The following is a 16,198-nucleotide window of genomic DNA, read 5'->3' as shown; positions in this document are numbered from 1 at the left end:
CTCATCATTCGTCGTACTTATACTGCAATGTGTTCTCCTGTTATTTCCATTATATAAAATTATTAAAATATAGCATTATGAAATTATATTTTTTGATCCCTTTGTTAATTATCCTATCTGTTGCAAACTGCGCCGCTCAAACAACAACCATCCTGTCAAAAAAAGCAGAGATCGAGCGATTCTTAAAAATTAATAGGGAGGTTATATCGCGCTATGCCGGGAAACGTATATCGGATTTGCCATCCCGTGATAGAGAATACCTGTTGACGGCTAAGGCCAGAGAGGTGATCCTACTTCACGGACCCGGTTATTACCGTGACTTCAAAGCTCCCGAAATTCAGCTGACTCAGATCACAGAATCGATGTTACCAAGGGACTTGGGAAATAGAGAATATCTTGGGAAGATGTTATATATTGTCACTTTTGATTATGATAAAACAAAAGAACAGCAAATTCAAAACTTCACTGCACAAGTCAGCATACTGGAAGAAAGCGGTGAAATTCTTGAGGTAGTGTTCGGCAACGGAATACGACGCATTTTTTATAGAGATCCGTCGCAATATAGAACCCTTCAGGGCGTCGTGCAGTATCAACAGATTATCGGAGGGAAAGTGCGGTAGCTTGTTTGAAAATTCTTTGATCATGCTATTCTTAGCCCGGCGATCAAACAGCCGTAAAGCTACCGGAAATGCATCCTACTGTCGATCCCGTATGCTGCATATGAGTTTCCCGTGCGATTTATTAACTTACTGCTTTTCGGAAGATTTATTCTTCTTCCATGTAAGGAGCAAATTAAGACTTGGAATGCGGACTGACGCCTTTGTTAATCGTGTAGCTCTAGGCTCCTCAAATTTGTCCTTTTTACTATAATCTATGGCTATTCCTTTGATCAGCCAATGATAATGTAAGCCAATTCCGTATTACCTAATGAGCGGGCTTAAGTAAAGTAGTCGAATGATGCGTATATGAAAACCTAATACCTATCTTTTGATTATCGCGGAACTGCTTTAACTTTATGTTAGGAACGGAGGGAAACACAAGGGATACTTTTCTTGTACCTTTTCTGCACGTTTGGCTCACAGAGTACCGGGGTAAACTATGGCTTTATTTCTGGCGTTGACATTATCATGGAGAATGATTTTTTAAGATTAAAGGTTAAAATACGGTTCAAAACGAATATTGTTGCTCTCCTGATAGCCAAACATTGCTGCTCCTTTTAAAAGTTAACATTCTCAGGGTATGTTTTGCAAAAAATCGAAATCAAAGCTTGTTCCAAGGCGGCTTGCTTATGCAGGCGAATTGTAGATGCTGGGGGTTTTGATACACCGTGAGTTTATCGGCTTGCTTAGACAGGAATTGAGAATAGAGGGATATTCAGACCAGAGGCCATAATGCGTGTTTTACTGCGATGAACCATTGATCCCCAAAATCCATGTTGTTGAGGGGCCATAATTAACAGGTCAGCTTTTGCAACCTTGATCTCATTGGCAATGCCTTCGATAACGGAATTTGATTTGATATTTTTATAATAATAATCAATTCCTTCAAGACCGTCATCGATGTGATTTAATTTTGTCGCATCAACTCCCAATTCCTTCAATTGGCTTACGGTTTCGTTAATTAAAAGCACTTCTACTTCGGCATGACTAGTTAGGGCCACCTTTTTAATCAGTGCCAATAATTGTTCAGATACGCCATTTAATACATCACACGCGAAAAGTACTTTTTGGGGAACAGTAAATTTCACATTAGCAGGAACAGCTAGTACCAGAGATCTTAGCTTTTTGATAATGGATGTTGTAGTATTACCTAAAAGTTCCTGCTCGAGCGACTATTCTTCCATTCCCATTACAATTAGCTCAGGTTGGTATTCGGCAACTAACTTCTTAATGGCATTATCGATAAAAGAAAAAGTAGCCTTGGCAAATACTTCAATTCCGTATTCATCAGCGAGTAATAAAGCCTTTGATTCCAGAAGTATCTTGTTTTCGTTTATTAATTCATCAACCCATCCAGCCGAACGGGCGTTTTCGACATGTACAGAAATGGTGAAATCGTTTAACAGGATTAATTTGTAATTATTTTGACGGGCTATTCCTGCGGCGTATTTAACGGCGTTTTCCGCCAGTCCAGTATAATTGGTGGCGGCTAAAATGGCTCTCATAAAATAAAGATTAAGAATAAAGCTTGAAAATATAAGGTTAAAATTATCAGCAATTATCACAGCAATTGTTTTCCCATCGTAATAATGTATGTCAGTGAAATGCAAATTATTGATGAGCTATTGTACAGGCGAAATAAATTTATTTCCTAATTTATTCCAAAAATTCCCTTTTTATATAGAATTGATTTAATGTTTTTCGCGACAGCCAATCAAACTAAGGTATAGCGATCGATAGTTTTCTGACGGTAGTTTGTGTATCTTAAATTATCCAATCTTTATGGTGTGAATATCATGTTATTTATCTACGCCATTTTATTGCGCTTAATTAAGTATGTCTTCAATATTTGCTCAAAGCCCTGGTGAATGTCGGCATCAATTAAGTCGATGTGGTATTGGGCACACTTAAGCTGAAGCTTATGCCGCCATGTATTAAAGGAGTTAAGGTAGCCGTTTTTTATCTCGTTTGGGTGTACACGGAGTTCTTCTCCACTCTCCAGATCCACGAAATGATGCGGCCGGTTATCAAAATCGAACTCTATCTCCTTTTTGCGATCGATAACATTAAATATGATGATCTCGTGCTTATTGTGTTTCAAATGCTGTATGGCCGCGAATAAGGCATCTGATTTTTGCTCACTCATGCCATTTTCAAGCATGTCGCTGAACAGAATGATCATGGATCGTTGATGAACGTCTTCTGCAATATGATGTAAAACGCCTGCAATGTCTGTTTGAGCATTGGGCTTTGGGTGCTCGTACGCCTTTTCAAGCTCTGCAAAAAGATAATATAAATGTGCCGATGTCGACCGCGCCCGGCTTAACCAATTAAGCTTATCCGAAAACAAGGCAAGCCCGAAAGCATCGCGTTGTTTTTTAAACAAGTACATCAGCGCTGCTATGGCGTAAATGGAAAACTGTAATTTACTTAACTCCTTTTCTGGGTAGTTCATGGATGATGAAGTATCCAGTAAGAGGTAACTGCGCAGATTGGTCTCTTCTTTGAATTGTTTTACAAACAATTTTTCGGTACGGGCCAGCAATTTCCAGTCGACATTTCTTACTGATTCTCCATTATTATACAGACGGTGTTCGGCAAATTCTACCGAAAAACCATGAAAGGGGCTTTGATGAAGACCGGTGATGAAACCCTCGACCACCTGGTGGGCGAGCAGTTGGAGATTGGCTAATTGCTGTATATCTCGGTTGTTACTCAGTTTGGGCATAATAATGGATAAGATTGTACTTTTCTATATTCTATAACCGTTAGGCAATTTTGTTCATATTCCGTCAGTGAAACTAAGAACTCGGCGTGGTATCGCCACGCAAAATGCGGAATCGCTTACGAGCCTCATTTATCCATAAACTGCTTGGATAGTCCGATATGATCTTCTGATACCAGCTTTGCGCGGCTGTTTTGTCATCCAGATGATTCTGATAAATATCGCCAAGCATAAATACGGCATCGTCAGCCCAAAAGTCTTTTTGACTTTCGACCGCAATCTTTTTCAACGGCACGATAGCGGCCTGGTATTCCTTTTTCTGGATCAGTATATGGGCCTTTGCCATTAGGATATCATTCCCCAGGTCATTTAACGGGTATACTTTATCGATACTATCGAGCGTAATAACTGCATGGTCCGGCTCACCTTTAAATATGAGCAGATCAGCATGTGCATACATTTTAAGGGCATTGGCGGTGCTATCAAATACGGTATGGTCGCCAATCATAAGCGACAGATTCAAAGCATCGTTGTCAATGAATTGTGAAGTTTCTGCCTTTAAAATATCAAGCTGTTCTTTTGCCCAGGTAAAATCACCGGTATAGTAAGCCAGTTTGGCATTGCGGTATTGCGCATCCTGTCCGACGGGAGTGCCAGCGAAGGCTTTTTCTACCTGGCTATACATTAGAGTTGCATCCCAGGGCTTGCCGTTAATAAGGTATACATCACCAAGTTCAAGTTTGCAGCTACCCAATAAATCAGCACGTAGCCTGGGAATGGCGATCAGGGCTACGAGCGTTTTTTCGGCGTCGACGGGCCTGTTTAGTTGAAAAGCCTGAAGTATGGCCAGTTTTTCCATCGCAGGAGCAGTGCTTGGCGTGCGACCAAATTCGGTAAGCAGGTCAAGGTAATTTCTTTCCAGTTCAGCAAGGTCTGCCTGGCCGTGTTTCGCATCTTTAAGCTTTAAATTTTTGGTGTTAATGAGTTCGATCCTGGCTTTTTCATACAGGGCATGCTCTTTGCCCTTGTCGATAATATATTGGTACCCGCGAATAGCCTCGTCGTAAGCTTCATTGGCCACTAATATCTGGCAAAGTTCGTCAATGCTCTTACCGTCATCATTTTGCCTGCGGTTCAGAGCCATGGCCTGGCTTAGGGCCGTGTCAAACTGTTTTTGCTGCAAAAACTGCCAGGTAAGCAGGTCGGCAAAAACGAGCTGATCAGGGTATTGCTTGATCATTTTCAGAAGATATGTTTTCAACATGGTGTAATCCTGTGCGCCATCAAACATTGCCGAGATGTTTCTTTTGGCATCCGAAATATAATCCGGCTTGGTTTGTAACAACGTTAAATACTCTTTCAGCATGTCGACTTTATTGTTTTTATAGCGGTACAGGGTGCTCATTTCCAATGCAAAAAGCTGATCGTTTTTCATTAATATCCTGCCCTGTACAAGCACCTTTAAGGCATAATCGATATTATGGACATTTGAAAACTTTGAGGAAAGACGAATTACGGCAGTGGGATCGGAAGGCATATTTTTAATCAAGCCGTCGTAAACTCCTTCGGCTTTGCTCTTGTCACCTTTTTCGTTGTAAACACGGCCTAGCGCAATCACGAACTCATAGCTTTGAGGATGACGATCGATTATTTTTTTGGTGATGATTTCAGCCTCGTCAAATTTTTTCAGACTAAGCAGGCTGTTGAAGTACTGATCATAGTAACGGTCATTGTTCTGCTGATACAGTTTTTGATAAATGTCCACAGCTTTTTGTGTCTCACCGTCCCGCATATATTGGCTGGCCAGCATCTCATCCTCTTTTTGGGCAAACAGCGCAAATCCGTTAAAAATTAGTATAATAAACAGCAATAGAGTTTTCATTATATATGCAAGTAAGTATTAAATTTATGTCCCGTGGTAGATCGTCAGCAAAGTCAAAGTACTATCGACATGCTATTGTGTTAAAACGTACTGTATCAAATTAGCCCCCATTTTCAGCGCCTTTAAACGAGATTCCTGCGTATCGCTGGGGTAGGTTCCAAAGTCCTCCCAACCGTTGCCCAGGTCACATTCATAAGTATAAAAGCAAACCAGACGCCCTTTGTATATCAGGCCAAAAGCCTGGGCTCGTTTTCCGTCATGTTCATGTATCTTGGGCAGGCCGGAAGGGAAATCATATTTCTGATGAAATACCGGGTGATTCGGCGGCAGCTCTATAAATTCAAGCTCCGGAAAGACCTTCTTCATCTGCGGTCGTATAAATTTATCCAGGCCATAATTATCATCAATGTGCAAAAAGCCCCCACCTGTTAGGTATTTGCGGAGGTTTTGTACCTCGGTATCAGAAAAGACAATATTGCCATGCCCTGTCAAAAATATAAAAGGGTAATTAAGTATTTCAGAGCTGCCAATTTCCAACACTTCCTCCTGGGGCTGAAAGTTGGTTTTTAGATTTTCATTACAGAATTTGATCAGGTTTGGTAACGCTGTACGGTCACCATACCAATCGCCTCCACCGCTATATTTTACTTTGGCCATTTTATAAGTGGGAACACTAAATCCGCTGCATATCAGCAGGCAGCAGGTAGCTATAAGGGATAATCTTTTCATGCTCGGTTAAAATTGATCTCAAACAACTAAGGGGGGTTTTCCCTCATTTGTTACATCGAGATTGGTTAAACCAAACCTACTCACTTATGATGGATCGGCTAGTGGACGAATTAATATATTTGGGGGCCTTATTTCGTATTTCTTATCAGACACATAGCTGTGAAAGCGACAGAACCTTCATTGATTAACAAAGTAGTTCAACGGTAGAAAACTAAATAACTGCTTTGAAGATCGCATTTAAAAATAATTCGGCACCGGTTTTAGCCCTAAAATTTACTAATCTGTCCCTGTCCCATTTATTATCTATGGGATAGCTTTGTTGATATCAAACTGCTGCCATTGAGCTATGATATTTACTTGTAAGTCGTGCTGTTATATCGAAATACGTTTCGTATAAGTCGTGCCACTTCCTAATCTTGGCTGAATGCTCTTGTTTATCGATCATTTAACAGAACGATAGATCCAGTATTTGGCATGACTTGGTTTTATTCCGGATGGTAACGTTTTCGGATCCGGCGGTACTGGCTTTCATAGTTTATTCAACAGCAGTTTGCCAGTTAACTGGTTTGCTGTTGCCATTCATTAATATATTTATTTAGCTATGCAATTTATATTTCCTGCATTTCTTTTCGGGTTGTTATCGTTGACTATTCCCGTTATTATCCACCTTTTTCACATGCGGCGCTACAAAAAGGTGTATTTTTCAAATGTTCAGTTTCTCAAGAACATTCAACAAAAACAATCGTCGCGAAAAAATTTAAAACGACGCATGATTTTGTTAACACGTGTACTCGCACTTACCTTTCTGGTGCTCGCTTTTGCAAAGCCATATATTCCTTCCAAAAGCAACAGCAATGAAGTAAACCGGCAGCACACAGTAAGCGTTTTTGTGGATAACTCTTATTCTATGGAAACGATAAACCGCGAAGGTACGCTACTCGACGAAGCCCGCCGCCGCGCGAAAGAATTGGCCTCAGGCTATAGCCTTAACGACAGATTTCAGCTGCTTACTCATGATTTTGAAGGTGCGCATCAGCGTTTGTTAAGCCGAAAAGAGTTTTTTGACGAAGTAGACAAAATCAAGATAAGCCCGCAAAGCCGCAAAATACAGCAAATTATAGACAGACAACAAAGTTTGCTCAATACGCAGCCTGGCACTGTTAAGGAAATTTTTGTGATATCCGATTTTCAAAAGAACCTGCTTTCATCACAACCGGTAAAAACGGATAAAAATATTCCTGTTCGCCTGATTAAACTCAAAGCAGCATCAATGCCAAATGTAACGGTAGATTCGGCATGGCTGGTGAGCGCCGTGCATAGTCCGGGTGCAGGTGAAAAACTGATTGTTACCTTGCATAATTATGCTGATGAAAAGGCGGAAAAAGTGCCACTCAAACTCATTATTAACGGCATCCAGAAATCATTGGGCAGCTTTACGATCAAGGGGCGCAGTATACAAAACGACACACTCAGTTTTTCAGGTTTACAGGCAGGTTGGCAAAGTGCCGAGATACAACTGCAGGACAATCCGGTGACTTTCGACAACCATTTTTACCTGACATTTAAGGTTGAGCCACAAATGCCTTTATTACTTATTGACGGCGGCATCCCTAATAGATATTTAACGGCTGTTTTCGGCTCTGATCCATTCTTTAAGTCGGAAACCGTGCACGATGGCAATGTAGATTATGCCCGACTGGCGACCTATCCTTTCATTGTGCTGACCGATGTTAAGTCGATATCTGTCGGACTTGCACAGCAGCTGCAGGTATACGTAAAGAAAGGGGGCACGTTGGCCATTTTTCCGGCTGATGGGGCAGACTTGCCCAGTTACCGGGCGCTACTGCAGCCTATGGGAGTAAATTTCCCTGAAGCCCTGATGACAGACATGGGCAGGGTAGCGACAATAAACCTGCAAAGCAAAGTATTTAAGAACATATTCGAACAATTGCCCCAGAACCCCGATCTGCCAATGGTTCTTAAATTTTATCGTTTAAGCACCAATAGCAGCTTGGCAGGGGAAAGACTATTCGACATGCCTGGCAGGCAACCCTTTCTTGCAGATTATACGAGCGGAAAGGGACTCGTATATATTTCAGCGGTGCCGTTAAACGATGCTTACAGCAATCTGCCTCACCATGCCTTGTTTGTTCCCCTAATGTATAAAATGGCACTTTTAAGCGGCCGTGAACAGCCTTTGTTTTATACTATCGGACAGGATGAGAGTATAGAGACTTTGCCGATACAGGCTTCCGACAGGACTATAATTAAACTGGTAAAGCCCAAGCAGATTATCATCCCTGATCTAAGACAACAGGAGGGTAGTACATTATTATATTTTTCCGATCAGGTGCACGAGCCGGGCACTTATAATCTGATGAAGCAGGATAGTATTTTTTCAAAGCTGGCATTTAATAACAGCAGAAGCGAGTCGGATTTAAGTTATTTGACTGATAGTGAATTGAAAACTAGTGTCCCGGGGAAATATAATCTGGTCATGTCTGCAACTGGCCCGCTGTCCTCAAAAGATACCGTTGCCAAAGCCAGTTTAGGTTTGGAACTTTGGAAATTTTGTTTAATCATCAGCCTCATCTGTCTCGGGGCTGAAATGTTATTGGTAAGGCTTTATCGGCCGGAAGAAAACATGACTGAGATATCGGTTTAGTAGAATCTTATGACCCAGAAACCGTTGATAATAATCTTGGCCAAAGGCAAGATCATATTATCAATTACTCCCCCAATTTTAATCAACCTGTACCTGTTGACTGCTATTTATTAGCCTTTATTTTGGGAGGAGAAGGATGGGCTGGTTTATCAAGGGAAGCTTCGTTTTTTCTCCGGATATAATCCTGATACTTGGGCAATAACTATGAACACGCAAACAATTTAAACTAAATATATGCAATACAAATCTGACGTTGAAGCAGCTGACGCTTTAAAAGCAGCATACCAGGAAATACGTACTGAAATAGGTAAGGTAATAATTGGGCAGGACGAAGTGATAAAATCTGTCTTAGTAGCTATTTTTAGTGGGGGACATTGTCTGTTGGTTGGCGTGCCTGGTCTTGCCAAGACCCTATTAGTGCAAACGGTAGCACGTGTATTGGCTCTTGATTTCAACCGCATACAATTTACCCCGGATTTGATGCCGTCCGATATTATTGGCTCAGAAATACTGGGTGAAGACAGAAATTTTAAATTCATCAAGGGACCAATATTTTCAAACATTATTTTGGCTGATGAGATCAACCGAACACCGCCTAAAACTCAGGCCGCCTTACTGGAGGCCATGCAGGAGAAATCAGTTACTGCAGCCGGTGTTACTCACCAGTTGCCAAAACCATTTTTTGTCTTGGCAACGCAAAATCCCATCGAACAGGAAGGTACATACCCATTGCCTGAAGCGCAATTGGACCGCTTTATGTTCAATGTATCCTTGGACTATCCGTCTTTGCAAGAAGAAATACAGGTTATTAAGAACACGACGGGTTCTTTTAGGCCGGTGGTCAATAAGGTGCTTAATGGTGAACAGATCATGTATTTCCAGCAATTGGTACGTAATATTCCCATTGCTGATAATGTGTTGGAATACGCTGTAAAAATGGCTTCCAAAACACGCCCCAATACTCCGCAGGCCACCGCAGATGTAAACCGCTTATTGAGCTGGGGAGCCGGGCCGCGCGCGTCGCAGTTTTTGGTTTTGGGGGCCAAATGTCACGCAGTGTTATCAGGTAAGTACTCGCCGGATGTTGAGGATGTGCAGGCTGTTGCGAAGGCTATTTTACGTCATCGCATCGTGCGTAGCTATCATGCAGAGGCTGAAGGCGTTAGCGCCGAACAATTAATTGAGAAACTGTTTTAAACAGCCTCGTAATTAATAGTTAGATAGTTAACTGTTATCAGTTTGATTCGGTTATTACCCGGCGGCGGCGCAAGTGAATTAACTATGGTACGGTTGCCTATGAGGTCGCCGAGGACTTTTTGTCACTAATGGATAACCTAAAAGCAGCGATCCGTCGTTGCGTCCTATTTTATAATTAATATAAAACAGCATAATGCTTTCAAGTATGGTATTTTTGTTTTCGATAACCTGGGGTACTGTTTCTGCATGGTGGTTACTGGCCTGCGTGGCTTTGGGCCTCTTTTATGCCTGGTTTTTTTATCGCCGGCAAAATCATTTGAATTCCCTCATTAAGTACCTGTTAAGCGCTTTCAGGGTTATTGCGGTGACCGTTATTTCGCTATTGCTGTTATCCCCCTTACTTAAAACGATAACCAGGGACCCGCAAAAACCATTGATAATTATAGCGCAGGATAATTCATCATCAGTTTCATTATTTAAATCTAAAGATTTTAATCCTGAAAAATTTGTCAATCAACTTGGCGAACTCAAAAAAGACCTGGGAAGTGATTATGATGTACGCGAGTTCAATTTCTCCAGGGAGTTAAAGGACAGCTTATCTGTCAAGTTTGATGGCAGACAAACCGATATTTCAGCGGCTTTTAAGGGATTCACGGAGCGCTTTTCCAACCAAAACGTGGGCGCCTTGGTTTTAGCTACTGATGGATTGTATAATAAAGGTAGCAGCCCGCAATATGCGGCGCGTGATCTAAAAACCAGCATTTATACTATAGCTCTGGGCGATACTGCACCGAGACGCGATATACTGATAGGTAACGTTAACTATAACAAAACCGCTTTTTTAGGCAATGATTTTGAAGTTGAAGTTTTAACCGAAGCTTACCAAAGCAAGGGTGATGGCATTCGCTTAAAAGTTAGTGAGGATGGAAGCACGGTGGTAAGTCAAAATATTATCGTTCCCTCAACTGACTTTCGTAAAGTCATACCCCTAAAGTTGCATGCCGATAAAAAAGGTATTCACAAATTTACAATCAGCCTGCAGCCCGTACCCAATGAAATATCTACTGAAAATAACATCGAAACTTTTTACGTGGAGGTTTTGGATAGCAAGCAAAAAATCCTCTTATTATACAACGGGCCACATCCAGACATCAGTGCTATAAAGTTGTCGTTGGAAAGTAACAGAAATTATGAAGTGAAAACGGCTTTAGTTACCGATGCAGACGTTGCCAAACTGAGCATTTACAGCCTGGTCATTTTGTATCAGTTACCTGCATCAGGCTCTGTCTTGCCGCCTCCGCTGCAAAACCAGCTGACTAAATTAAAAGTGCCGCTTTGGTATATTGTTGGGGCGCAATCAGATATACCGCAACTTAATCGCTTGCAAAGGATATTGCAGATAAGTGGTACGCGACAGGATATGCAGGAGGTTTTTACCTCTCCCAAGACTGATTTCTCGGCCTTTACCTTATCCGACTCGACGCGTCGGGAATTCGATGTATTGCCACCATTGCTAGCGCCTTTTGGAAATTACAGCATGCCATCAACACCTTTCGTTTTATTGAAACAGCGAATAGGCAGAGTTGAAACATCCTACCCATTGTTAGCTTTCGGAGAGGATGCGGGTATCCGTATAGCAGTATTGAGCGCTGAAGGGATTTGGAAATGGCGTTTGGCTGAGTTTTCAACAAATGGTAATCATCGTGCTATTGAAGAGCTGTTGAGCCAATCTGTACAATATTTGACCGCCAAAGGCGACCGAAGCCGCTTTAGGGTTTATCCGGCGAAAAATGCCTTTGACGAAAGTGACGATGTATTACTTAACGCAGAACTCTACAATGATGCGCTGGAACTCATCAATATACCAGATGTCAAGATAGATTTGAAGGGCAAATCCGGCAAGACATTCAGTTTTATTTTCACCCGCAACGGCAACAGCTACCAATTGAATGCCGGGACGCTCCCTCCTGACGAATATTCTTATCACGCAGGTGCCAAACTTGGCGATAAAAGTTTTACCGCAGAGGGAGAGCTTGTTGTAAAATCAGTTAACGCCGAGACTCGTCAAAGCGCCGCGGATCACAAGCTGCTTTACACATTAGCTAAAGAAAGCGGTGGCCAAATGCTCCTGCCATCGCAGGTTAATCAACTAGCGGAGCTGATCCGTAAGAATGAGGGCATTAAAACAATTGTCTACGATGATGAGACCTACCGTGACCTTATCGATGATAAGTTGGTATTTGCCTTGATATTGATTTTGCTTAGCGCTGAATGGTATTTACGCAAGCATGAAGGTGAGGTGTGATGTCCTTTGTTTTTCGATATACCTGGACGGACTTATTTAGTCATTATTTACCGATTAATGAAGAGTGACCCATTTTTGATGAATTTGCCCCTCCTGAATGTGCTTATTCATCGTGTTATTTGTCGTGACCATTCCCGCCATTCAATATACTGGTTATGCAGTATTCGGCATAAGAGTATTACGAATGTGTTCATTAAAAGTATTGTATCCAAAATCATTAAACTAACTCAATAACTCATTCCACTATAATGAAAAAAGTTATACGTCAATCTGTCATTGTCCTATTTCTGATTTTATGTCATTGCGTAACCTATGCGCAAAACGGGCATAATTCTGAATTGTTCAACCGCGATTGGAAATTCCATAGGGGCGATCTGGATACCAGCAAAAGAGAATTTACCAGCACAGAATGGCGTGCTGTAGAATTGCCCCATGACTGGAGCAACGAAGGTCCGTTTAGCCAGGAATGGGCCAGTGGGACTGCATTTGCTCCAGCCGGCATAGGCTGGTATCGCAAGAAATTCAGGCCAACTCTCAATGGCGATAAACAAACGTTTATCTATTTTGATGGCGTATATAATAACAGTGAAGTTTGGATAAACGGTCATAAATTAGGAAAGCGGCCGAGCGGATTTGTATCCTTTCAATATGAGCTGACCAGATACTTAAAGCCCAATGCGGACAACGAATTGCTGGTAAGGGTTGATCATTCAGAATTTGCAGATTCCCGCTGGTATACCGGATCCGGAATTTATCGCAATGTCTATTTGATCACTGCCAACCGGATCCATATTGGTTTATGGGGCGTCGCATTCACTACGCCCATAGCCAATGCCAGTAACGCTGATGCTAAAGTTAATGTATCCCTGGTAAACAATTCTGAAATGCCTGCTGATCTTACCGTAAAATGTAGTCTGATTGATTCAAGGGGAGGGATAGTTGGTACCAGTAATAAAATCCTGAAAATACATCAAGGGGACACTTTGGCCACGAACCTTGAATTTAATATTAAAACACCCAGACTATGGTCATTGGAAAGGCCGGATTTATATCAATTGATAGTTACTGTTACAACCGGAGGCAAGGTGGTCGATGAATGGCGGGATCGGGTGGGTATCCGTGATATCCATTTTGATGCGAATGAAGGATTCTTCCTGAATGGAAAAAACATGAAAATTAAAGGTGTCTGCATACATGATGACGCTGGAGTATTAGGTGTAGCCGTGCCGAAAGAAGTTTGGTATCGCCGCTTAAAGATATTAAAAAGTGCCGGGGTCAATGCTGTTCGAATGTCTCACAATCCGCATGCTGATTACTTCTATGATCTATGCGATGAGCTTGGGATTTTAGTAATGGATGAAAGCTTTGATGAATGGGAAGGTGCCAAAAATATATGGATTAAAGGCTGGAACCAGGGTAAGCCGGGTAAAGACGGCTATCACGAGTATTTTAAAGATTGGGGATTGCGGGACATGGGTGATATGGTGCTTCGTGACCGCAACCATCCCAGCATTATTATGTGGAGCATTGGAAACGAGATTGATTATCCCGGTGACCCTTATGTGGATTCGACCAGGGCAAATTCACTGCATCCATCCGTGGCCCGGTTAGGAGAAGTATCGAGACTTCTGGTTAACACGGTAAAAAAATTTGATTCAAGCCGGGTAGTTACCGCTGCGCTTGCAGGCGTGGAACAATCGAATAAGACGACATATCCCTCAAACCTGGATATAGTGGGCTATAATTATCAGGAGAACCGTTACCAAAAAGACCATGAATTATATCCCAGGAGGATCATTTTTGGAAGCGAGAACAGTAAACAGCTATATGCCTGGACCGCTGTTGAAAATAATAAATTCATATCCGGGCTGTTCGTATGGACAGGAATCGATTTTCTGGGTGAAGCTCACAAATGGCCCGACCGTTCCAGCGGAACCGGCCTGTTAAATATGGCTGGGTTCCCGAAAGCGGAGTATTATTTCAGACAAAGCTTATGGCTGGACGAGCCTATGATCAATATTGGCACGGCGGACGTTCCCGATGCCAGAAATCAGGACCCGTACCCAAAACAGGGGCAATCCAGCTGGAATTATACCGTTGGTGACCGGAAGCGCGTGTATTGTTATACAAATTGTCCCGAGGCAGAACTGTTCTTGAACGGCGTGTCATTAGGTAAAAAGCGACTGGCAGATTTTGAAAATCGGGTAATTCGATGGGATGTTGACTACCAGCCAGGCGAGTTAATGGTTAAGGGCTATACCAAAGACGGCAAAACGATAACTCATATGTTAAAAACTACCAAGGCTGCTTATGCAATTACGGTAGAAGCTGATCAGGTTCCCGTAACGGATCAAAAGGCTATAGTGAAACAAATTACTATAAACGTTGTCGATAAAAATGGTCTTACGGTGCCCAACTCAGATAATGAAATCACTGTTAATGTAAGTGGCCCCGCAAAATTACTTGGTTTGGAAAGCGGCGCACTGGATAGCATGGATGATTACCGCTCACATAGTAAAAAAGTATTGAATGGAAAGCTCCTGGCTTACATTAAGTACAAGGGAAATTCCGGCCCGGTTAAGGTAACTGTGAAGTCTCCGGGACTTAAATCAAAAGCTATTGTTATCATCGATTTCATTAAGTAAGGCTTGGGAAATTGCTATGGTGCATTTTAAACAGAAACCTGAACTATTTGATACAAAGTGCCCGGGTACAATAGAAACAACGTTTACGGCGGCCGTCGGTATGGCCACCAGAAGAATTTATGACGTAATACTATTAAAATGAAAAAGATACTTTTTTTCTCTGTTGTTTATCTATTGCTGCCTTTTTTGGCGAGATCCTCATCTATCCTGATTGCCATGGATAATACACAAAAAGATCACCTTAAATCCTATGGGCTCGCATATTGGGTATTAAAGAACAAGGGGGAGGTGGACTGGCTGCTTAACTATCGCGGTGGAAGTTTTATGACCTCGTATAGTAAAGCGGCTGAGGATGAATGTAAGATACGCGGCATAAGTTATGAGGTTTTGGCTGACGCAAAGGTAAATGAGATTCTCAAGCAGATTAGCGACCCTTCGGTTAATATGGACGTAGTAAAACTTGAAAAATTGCCAAAAATAGCAGTTTACTCTCCTAAGGATAAAGGGCCGGTCGAAGATGCAGTTGTTTTGGTATTGAACTATGCCGAGATACCTTTCGACTATGTTTATGATGAGGAAGTTTTAAAAGGTGACCTGAGCAAATACGACTGGTTGCACATGCACCATGAGGATTTTACCGGGCAATATGGGAAGGAAAACAGTAAGGAGAAATGGTATGTTGATAACCAAATCAAGGAGGAAACCCGTGCCCGTAAATTAGGGTTTACTAAGGTTTCAAAGATGAAACTTGCCGTTGCATTGACTATCCGGAACTTTTGCACCAATGGGGGGTTTTTATTTGCAATGTGTTCCGGTACCGATAGTTTTGATATCGCACTGGCAGCTGCGAACACAGATATCTGTGATGTGATATATGACGGTGACCCGCCGGATCCGAATGCGCAATCCAAATTGGACTTTACCGGTACCCTTGCTTTTCAGAATTTTTCGGTTGTTACCAATCCCAATACTAAACAGTTCAGCAATATTGATCTGGGCGCTATACGCCGTGTTAAGCAAGAGGATGATTTTTTTACCCTGTTTGACTTTTCAGCGAAATGGGATGTGGTAGCCAGTATGCTGACACAAAATCACGATAATGTGATTAAAGCGTTTAATGGCCTGGCGACGGCCTTTGACGAGAGCAAAATCAAACAAGGCGTGACAATCATGGGTGAAACTAAAAAGCTCAATGAGGCTAGATACCTGCATGGAGAGCTCGGAAAGGGACAATGGACATTTTATGCCGGCCACGATCCTGAAGATTACCAACGTCACCCCGGAGATCCTCCAACGGATTTGTCATTACATCCTAATTCGCCTGGTTACCGGCTTATCCTGAACAATATCCTTTTTCCTGCTGCAAAAAAGAAAAAGCAAAAGACTTGATC

Annotated in this window: 11 protein-coding genes; 6 read left to right on the top strand and 5 right to left on the bottom strand. The window is 42.0% G+C overall.

Annotation, left to right across the window (positions count from 1 at the left end; genetic code table 11):
- The first annotated feature begins 77 nt into the window (after window positions 1-77).
- Window positions 78-620 carry a hypothetical protein gene (locus tag MTO98_RS25445; protein WP_243481792.1) on the top strand — a complete coding sequence of 181 codons (543 nt, stop codon included), beginning with the start codon at window positions 78-80 and terminating at the stop codon, window positions 618-620.
- A 725-nt stretch (window positions 621-1,345) separates the two neighbouring features.
- Here MTO98_RS25445 and MTO98_RS25440 read toward each other — a convergent pair.
- The 5 genes from MTO98_RS25440 to MTO98_RS25420 all read right to left on the bottom strand — a co-directional run bounded on the left by MTO98_RS25440 (window position 1,346) and on the right by MTO98_RS25420 (window position 5,995).
- Window positions 1,346-1,747, bottom strand: a complete 402-nt coding sequence (locus tag MTO98_RS25440) for a hypothetical protein (protein ID WP_243481791.1) — start codon at window positions 1,745-1,747, stop codon at window positions 1,346-1,348.
- 84 nt (window positions 1,748-1,831) lie between these two features.
- Entirely contained in the window at window positions 1,832-2,164 is a 333-nt protein-coding gene (locus MTO98_RS25435) for a universal stress protein (RefSeq protein WP_243481790.1), read from the bottom strand.
- Window positions 2,165-2,466: 302 nt separating this feature from the next.
- Window positions 2,467-3,387: a DUF58 domain-containing protein gene (locus MTO98_RS25430; protein WP_243481789.1), complete on the bottom strand. Its 921-nt coding sequence runs from the start codon at window positions 3,385-3,387 to the stop codon at window positions 2,467-2,469.
- Between the two features lie 73 nt (window positions 3,388-3,460).
- Window positions 3,461-5,266: a tetratricopeptide repeat protein gene (locus tag MTO98_RS25425; protein WP_243481788.1), complete on the bottom strand. Its 1,806-nt coding sequence runs from the start codon at window positions 5,264-5,266 to the stop codon at window positions 3,461-3,463.
- Between the two features lie 72 nt (window positions 5,267-5,338).
- Entirely contained in the window at window positions 5,339-5,995 is a 657-nt protein-coding gene (locus MTO98_RS25420) for a DUF4159 domain-containing protein (RefSeq protein WP_243481787.1), read from the bottom strand.
- A gap of 601 nt (window positions 5,996-6,596) precedes the next feature.
- Here MTO98_RS25420 and MTO98_RS25415 point away from each other — a divergent pair.
- The 5 genes from MTO98_RS25415 (at window position 6,597) to MTO98_RS25395 (ending at window position 16,196) form a co-directional block, all read left to right on the top strand.
- Window positions 6,597-8,660, top strand: coding sequence for a BatA domain-containing protein (locus MTO98_RS25415; RefSeq protein WP_243481786.1), 2,064 nt, complete (start codon window positions 6,597-6,599; stop codon window positions 8,658-8,660).
- 234 nt (window positions 8,661-8,894) lie between these two features.
- Complete coding sequence (locus MTO98_RS25410; protein ID WP_243481785.1) at window positions 8,895-9,857, top strand: MoxR family ATPase; 963 nt, start codon at window positions 8,895-8,897, stop codon at window positions 9,855-9,857.
- 193 nt (window positions 9,858-10,050) lie between these two features.
- The gene (locus tag MTO98_RS25405) at window positions 10,051-12,162 is read left to right on the top strand and encodes a hypothetical protein (protein ID WP_243481784.1); all 2,112 of its coding nucleotides are present in this window, start codon (window positions 10,051-10,053) and stop codon (window positions 12,160-12,162) included.
- 248 nt (window positions 12,163-12,410) lie between these two features.
- The gene (locus MTO98_RS25400) at window positions 12,411-14,807 is read left to right on the top strand and encodes a glycoside hydrolase family 2 TIM barrel-domain containing protein (protein ID WP_243481783.1); all 2,397 of its coding nucleotides are present in this window, start codon (window positions 12,411-12,413) and stop codon (window positions 14,805-14,807) included.
- Between the two features lie 138 nt (window positions 14,808-14,945).
- On the top strand, window positions 14,946-16,196 hold the full coding sequence (locus MTO98_RS25395) for an asparagine synthetase B (protein WP_243481782.1): 1,251 nt from the start codon (window positions 14,946-14,948) through the stop codon (window positions 16,194-16,196).
- The last annotated feature ends 2 nt before the right edge of the window (window positions 16,197-16,198 follow it).

This window comes from Mucilaginibacter sp. SMC90 (assembly GCF_022811725.1).
Lineage (GTDB): Bacteria > Bacteroidota > Bacteroidia > Sphingobacteriales > Sphingobacteriaceae > Mucilaginibacter.
Note: the sequence above shows the minus strand (reverse complement) of the source record. Positions and strands in the feature narration are given on the sequence as shown.

Coding starts and splice junctions, on each gene's coding strand:
- MTO98_RS25415 (WP_243481786.1), top strand. CDS start 6,597: ATGCAATTTATATTTCCTGCATTTCTTTTCGGGTTGTTATCGTTGACT.
- MTO98_RS25425 (WP_243481788.1), bottom strand. CDS start 5,266: ATGAAAACTCTATTGCTGTTTATTATACTAATTTTTAACGGATTTGCG.
- MTO98_RS25445 (WP_243481792.1), top strand. CDS start 78: ATGAAATTATATTTTTTGATCCCTTTGTTAATTATCCTATCTGTTGCA.
- MTO98_RS25430 (WP_243481789.1), bottom strand. CDS start 3,387: ATGCCCAAACTGAGTAACAACCGAGATATACAGCAATTAGCCAATCTC.
- MTO98_RS25435 (WP_243481790.1), bottom strand. CDS start 2,164: ATGAGAGCCATTTTAGCCGCCACCAATTATACTGGACTGGCGGAAAAC.
- MTO98_RS25405 (WP_243481784.1), top strand. CDS start 10,051: ATGCTTTCAAGTATGGTATTTTTGTTTTCGATAACCTGGGGTACTGTT.
- MTO98_RS25420 (WP_243481787.1), bottom strand. CDS start 5,995: ATGAAAAGATTATCCCTTATAGCTACCTGCTGCCTGCTGATATGCAGC.
- MTO98_RS25400 (WP_243481783.1), top strand. CDS start 12,411: ATGAAAAAAGTTATACGTCAATCTGTCATTGTCCTATTTCTGATTTTA.
- MTO98_RS25410 (WP_243481785.1), top strand. CDS start 8,895: ATGCAATACAAATCTGACGTTGAAGCAGCTGACGCTTTAAAAGCAGCA.
- MTO98_RS25395 (WP_243481782.1), top strand. CDS start 14,946: ATGAAAAAGATACTTTTTTTCTCTGTTGTTTATCTATTGCTGCCTTTT.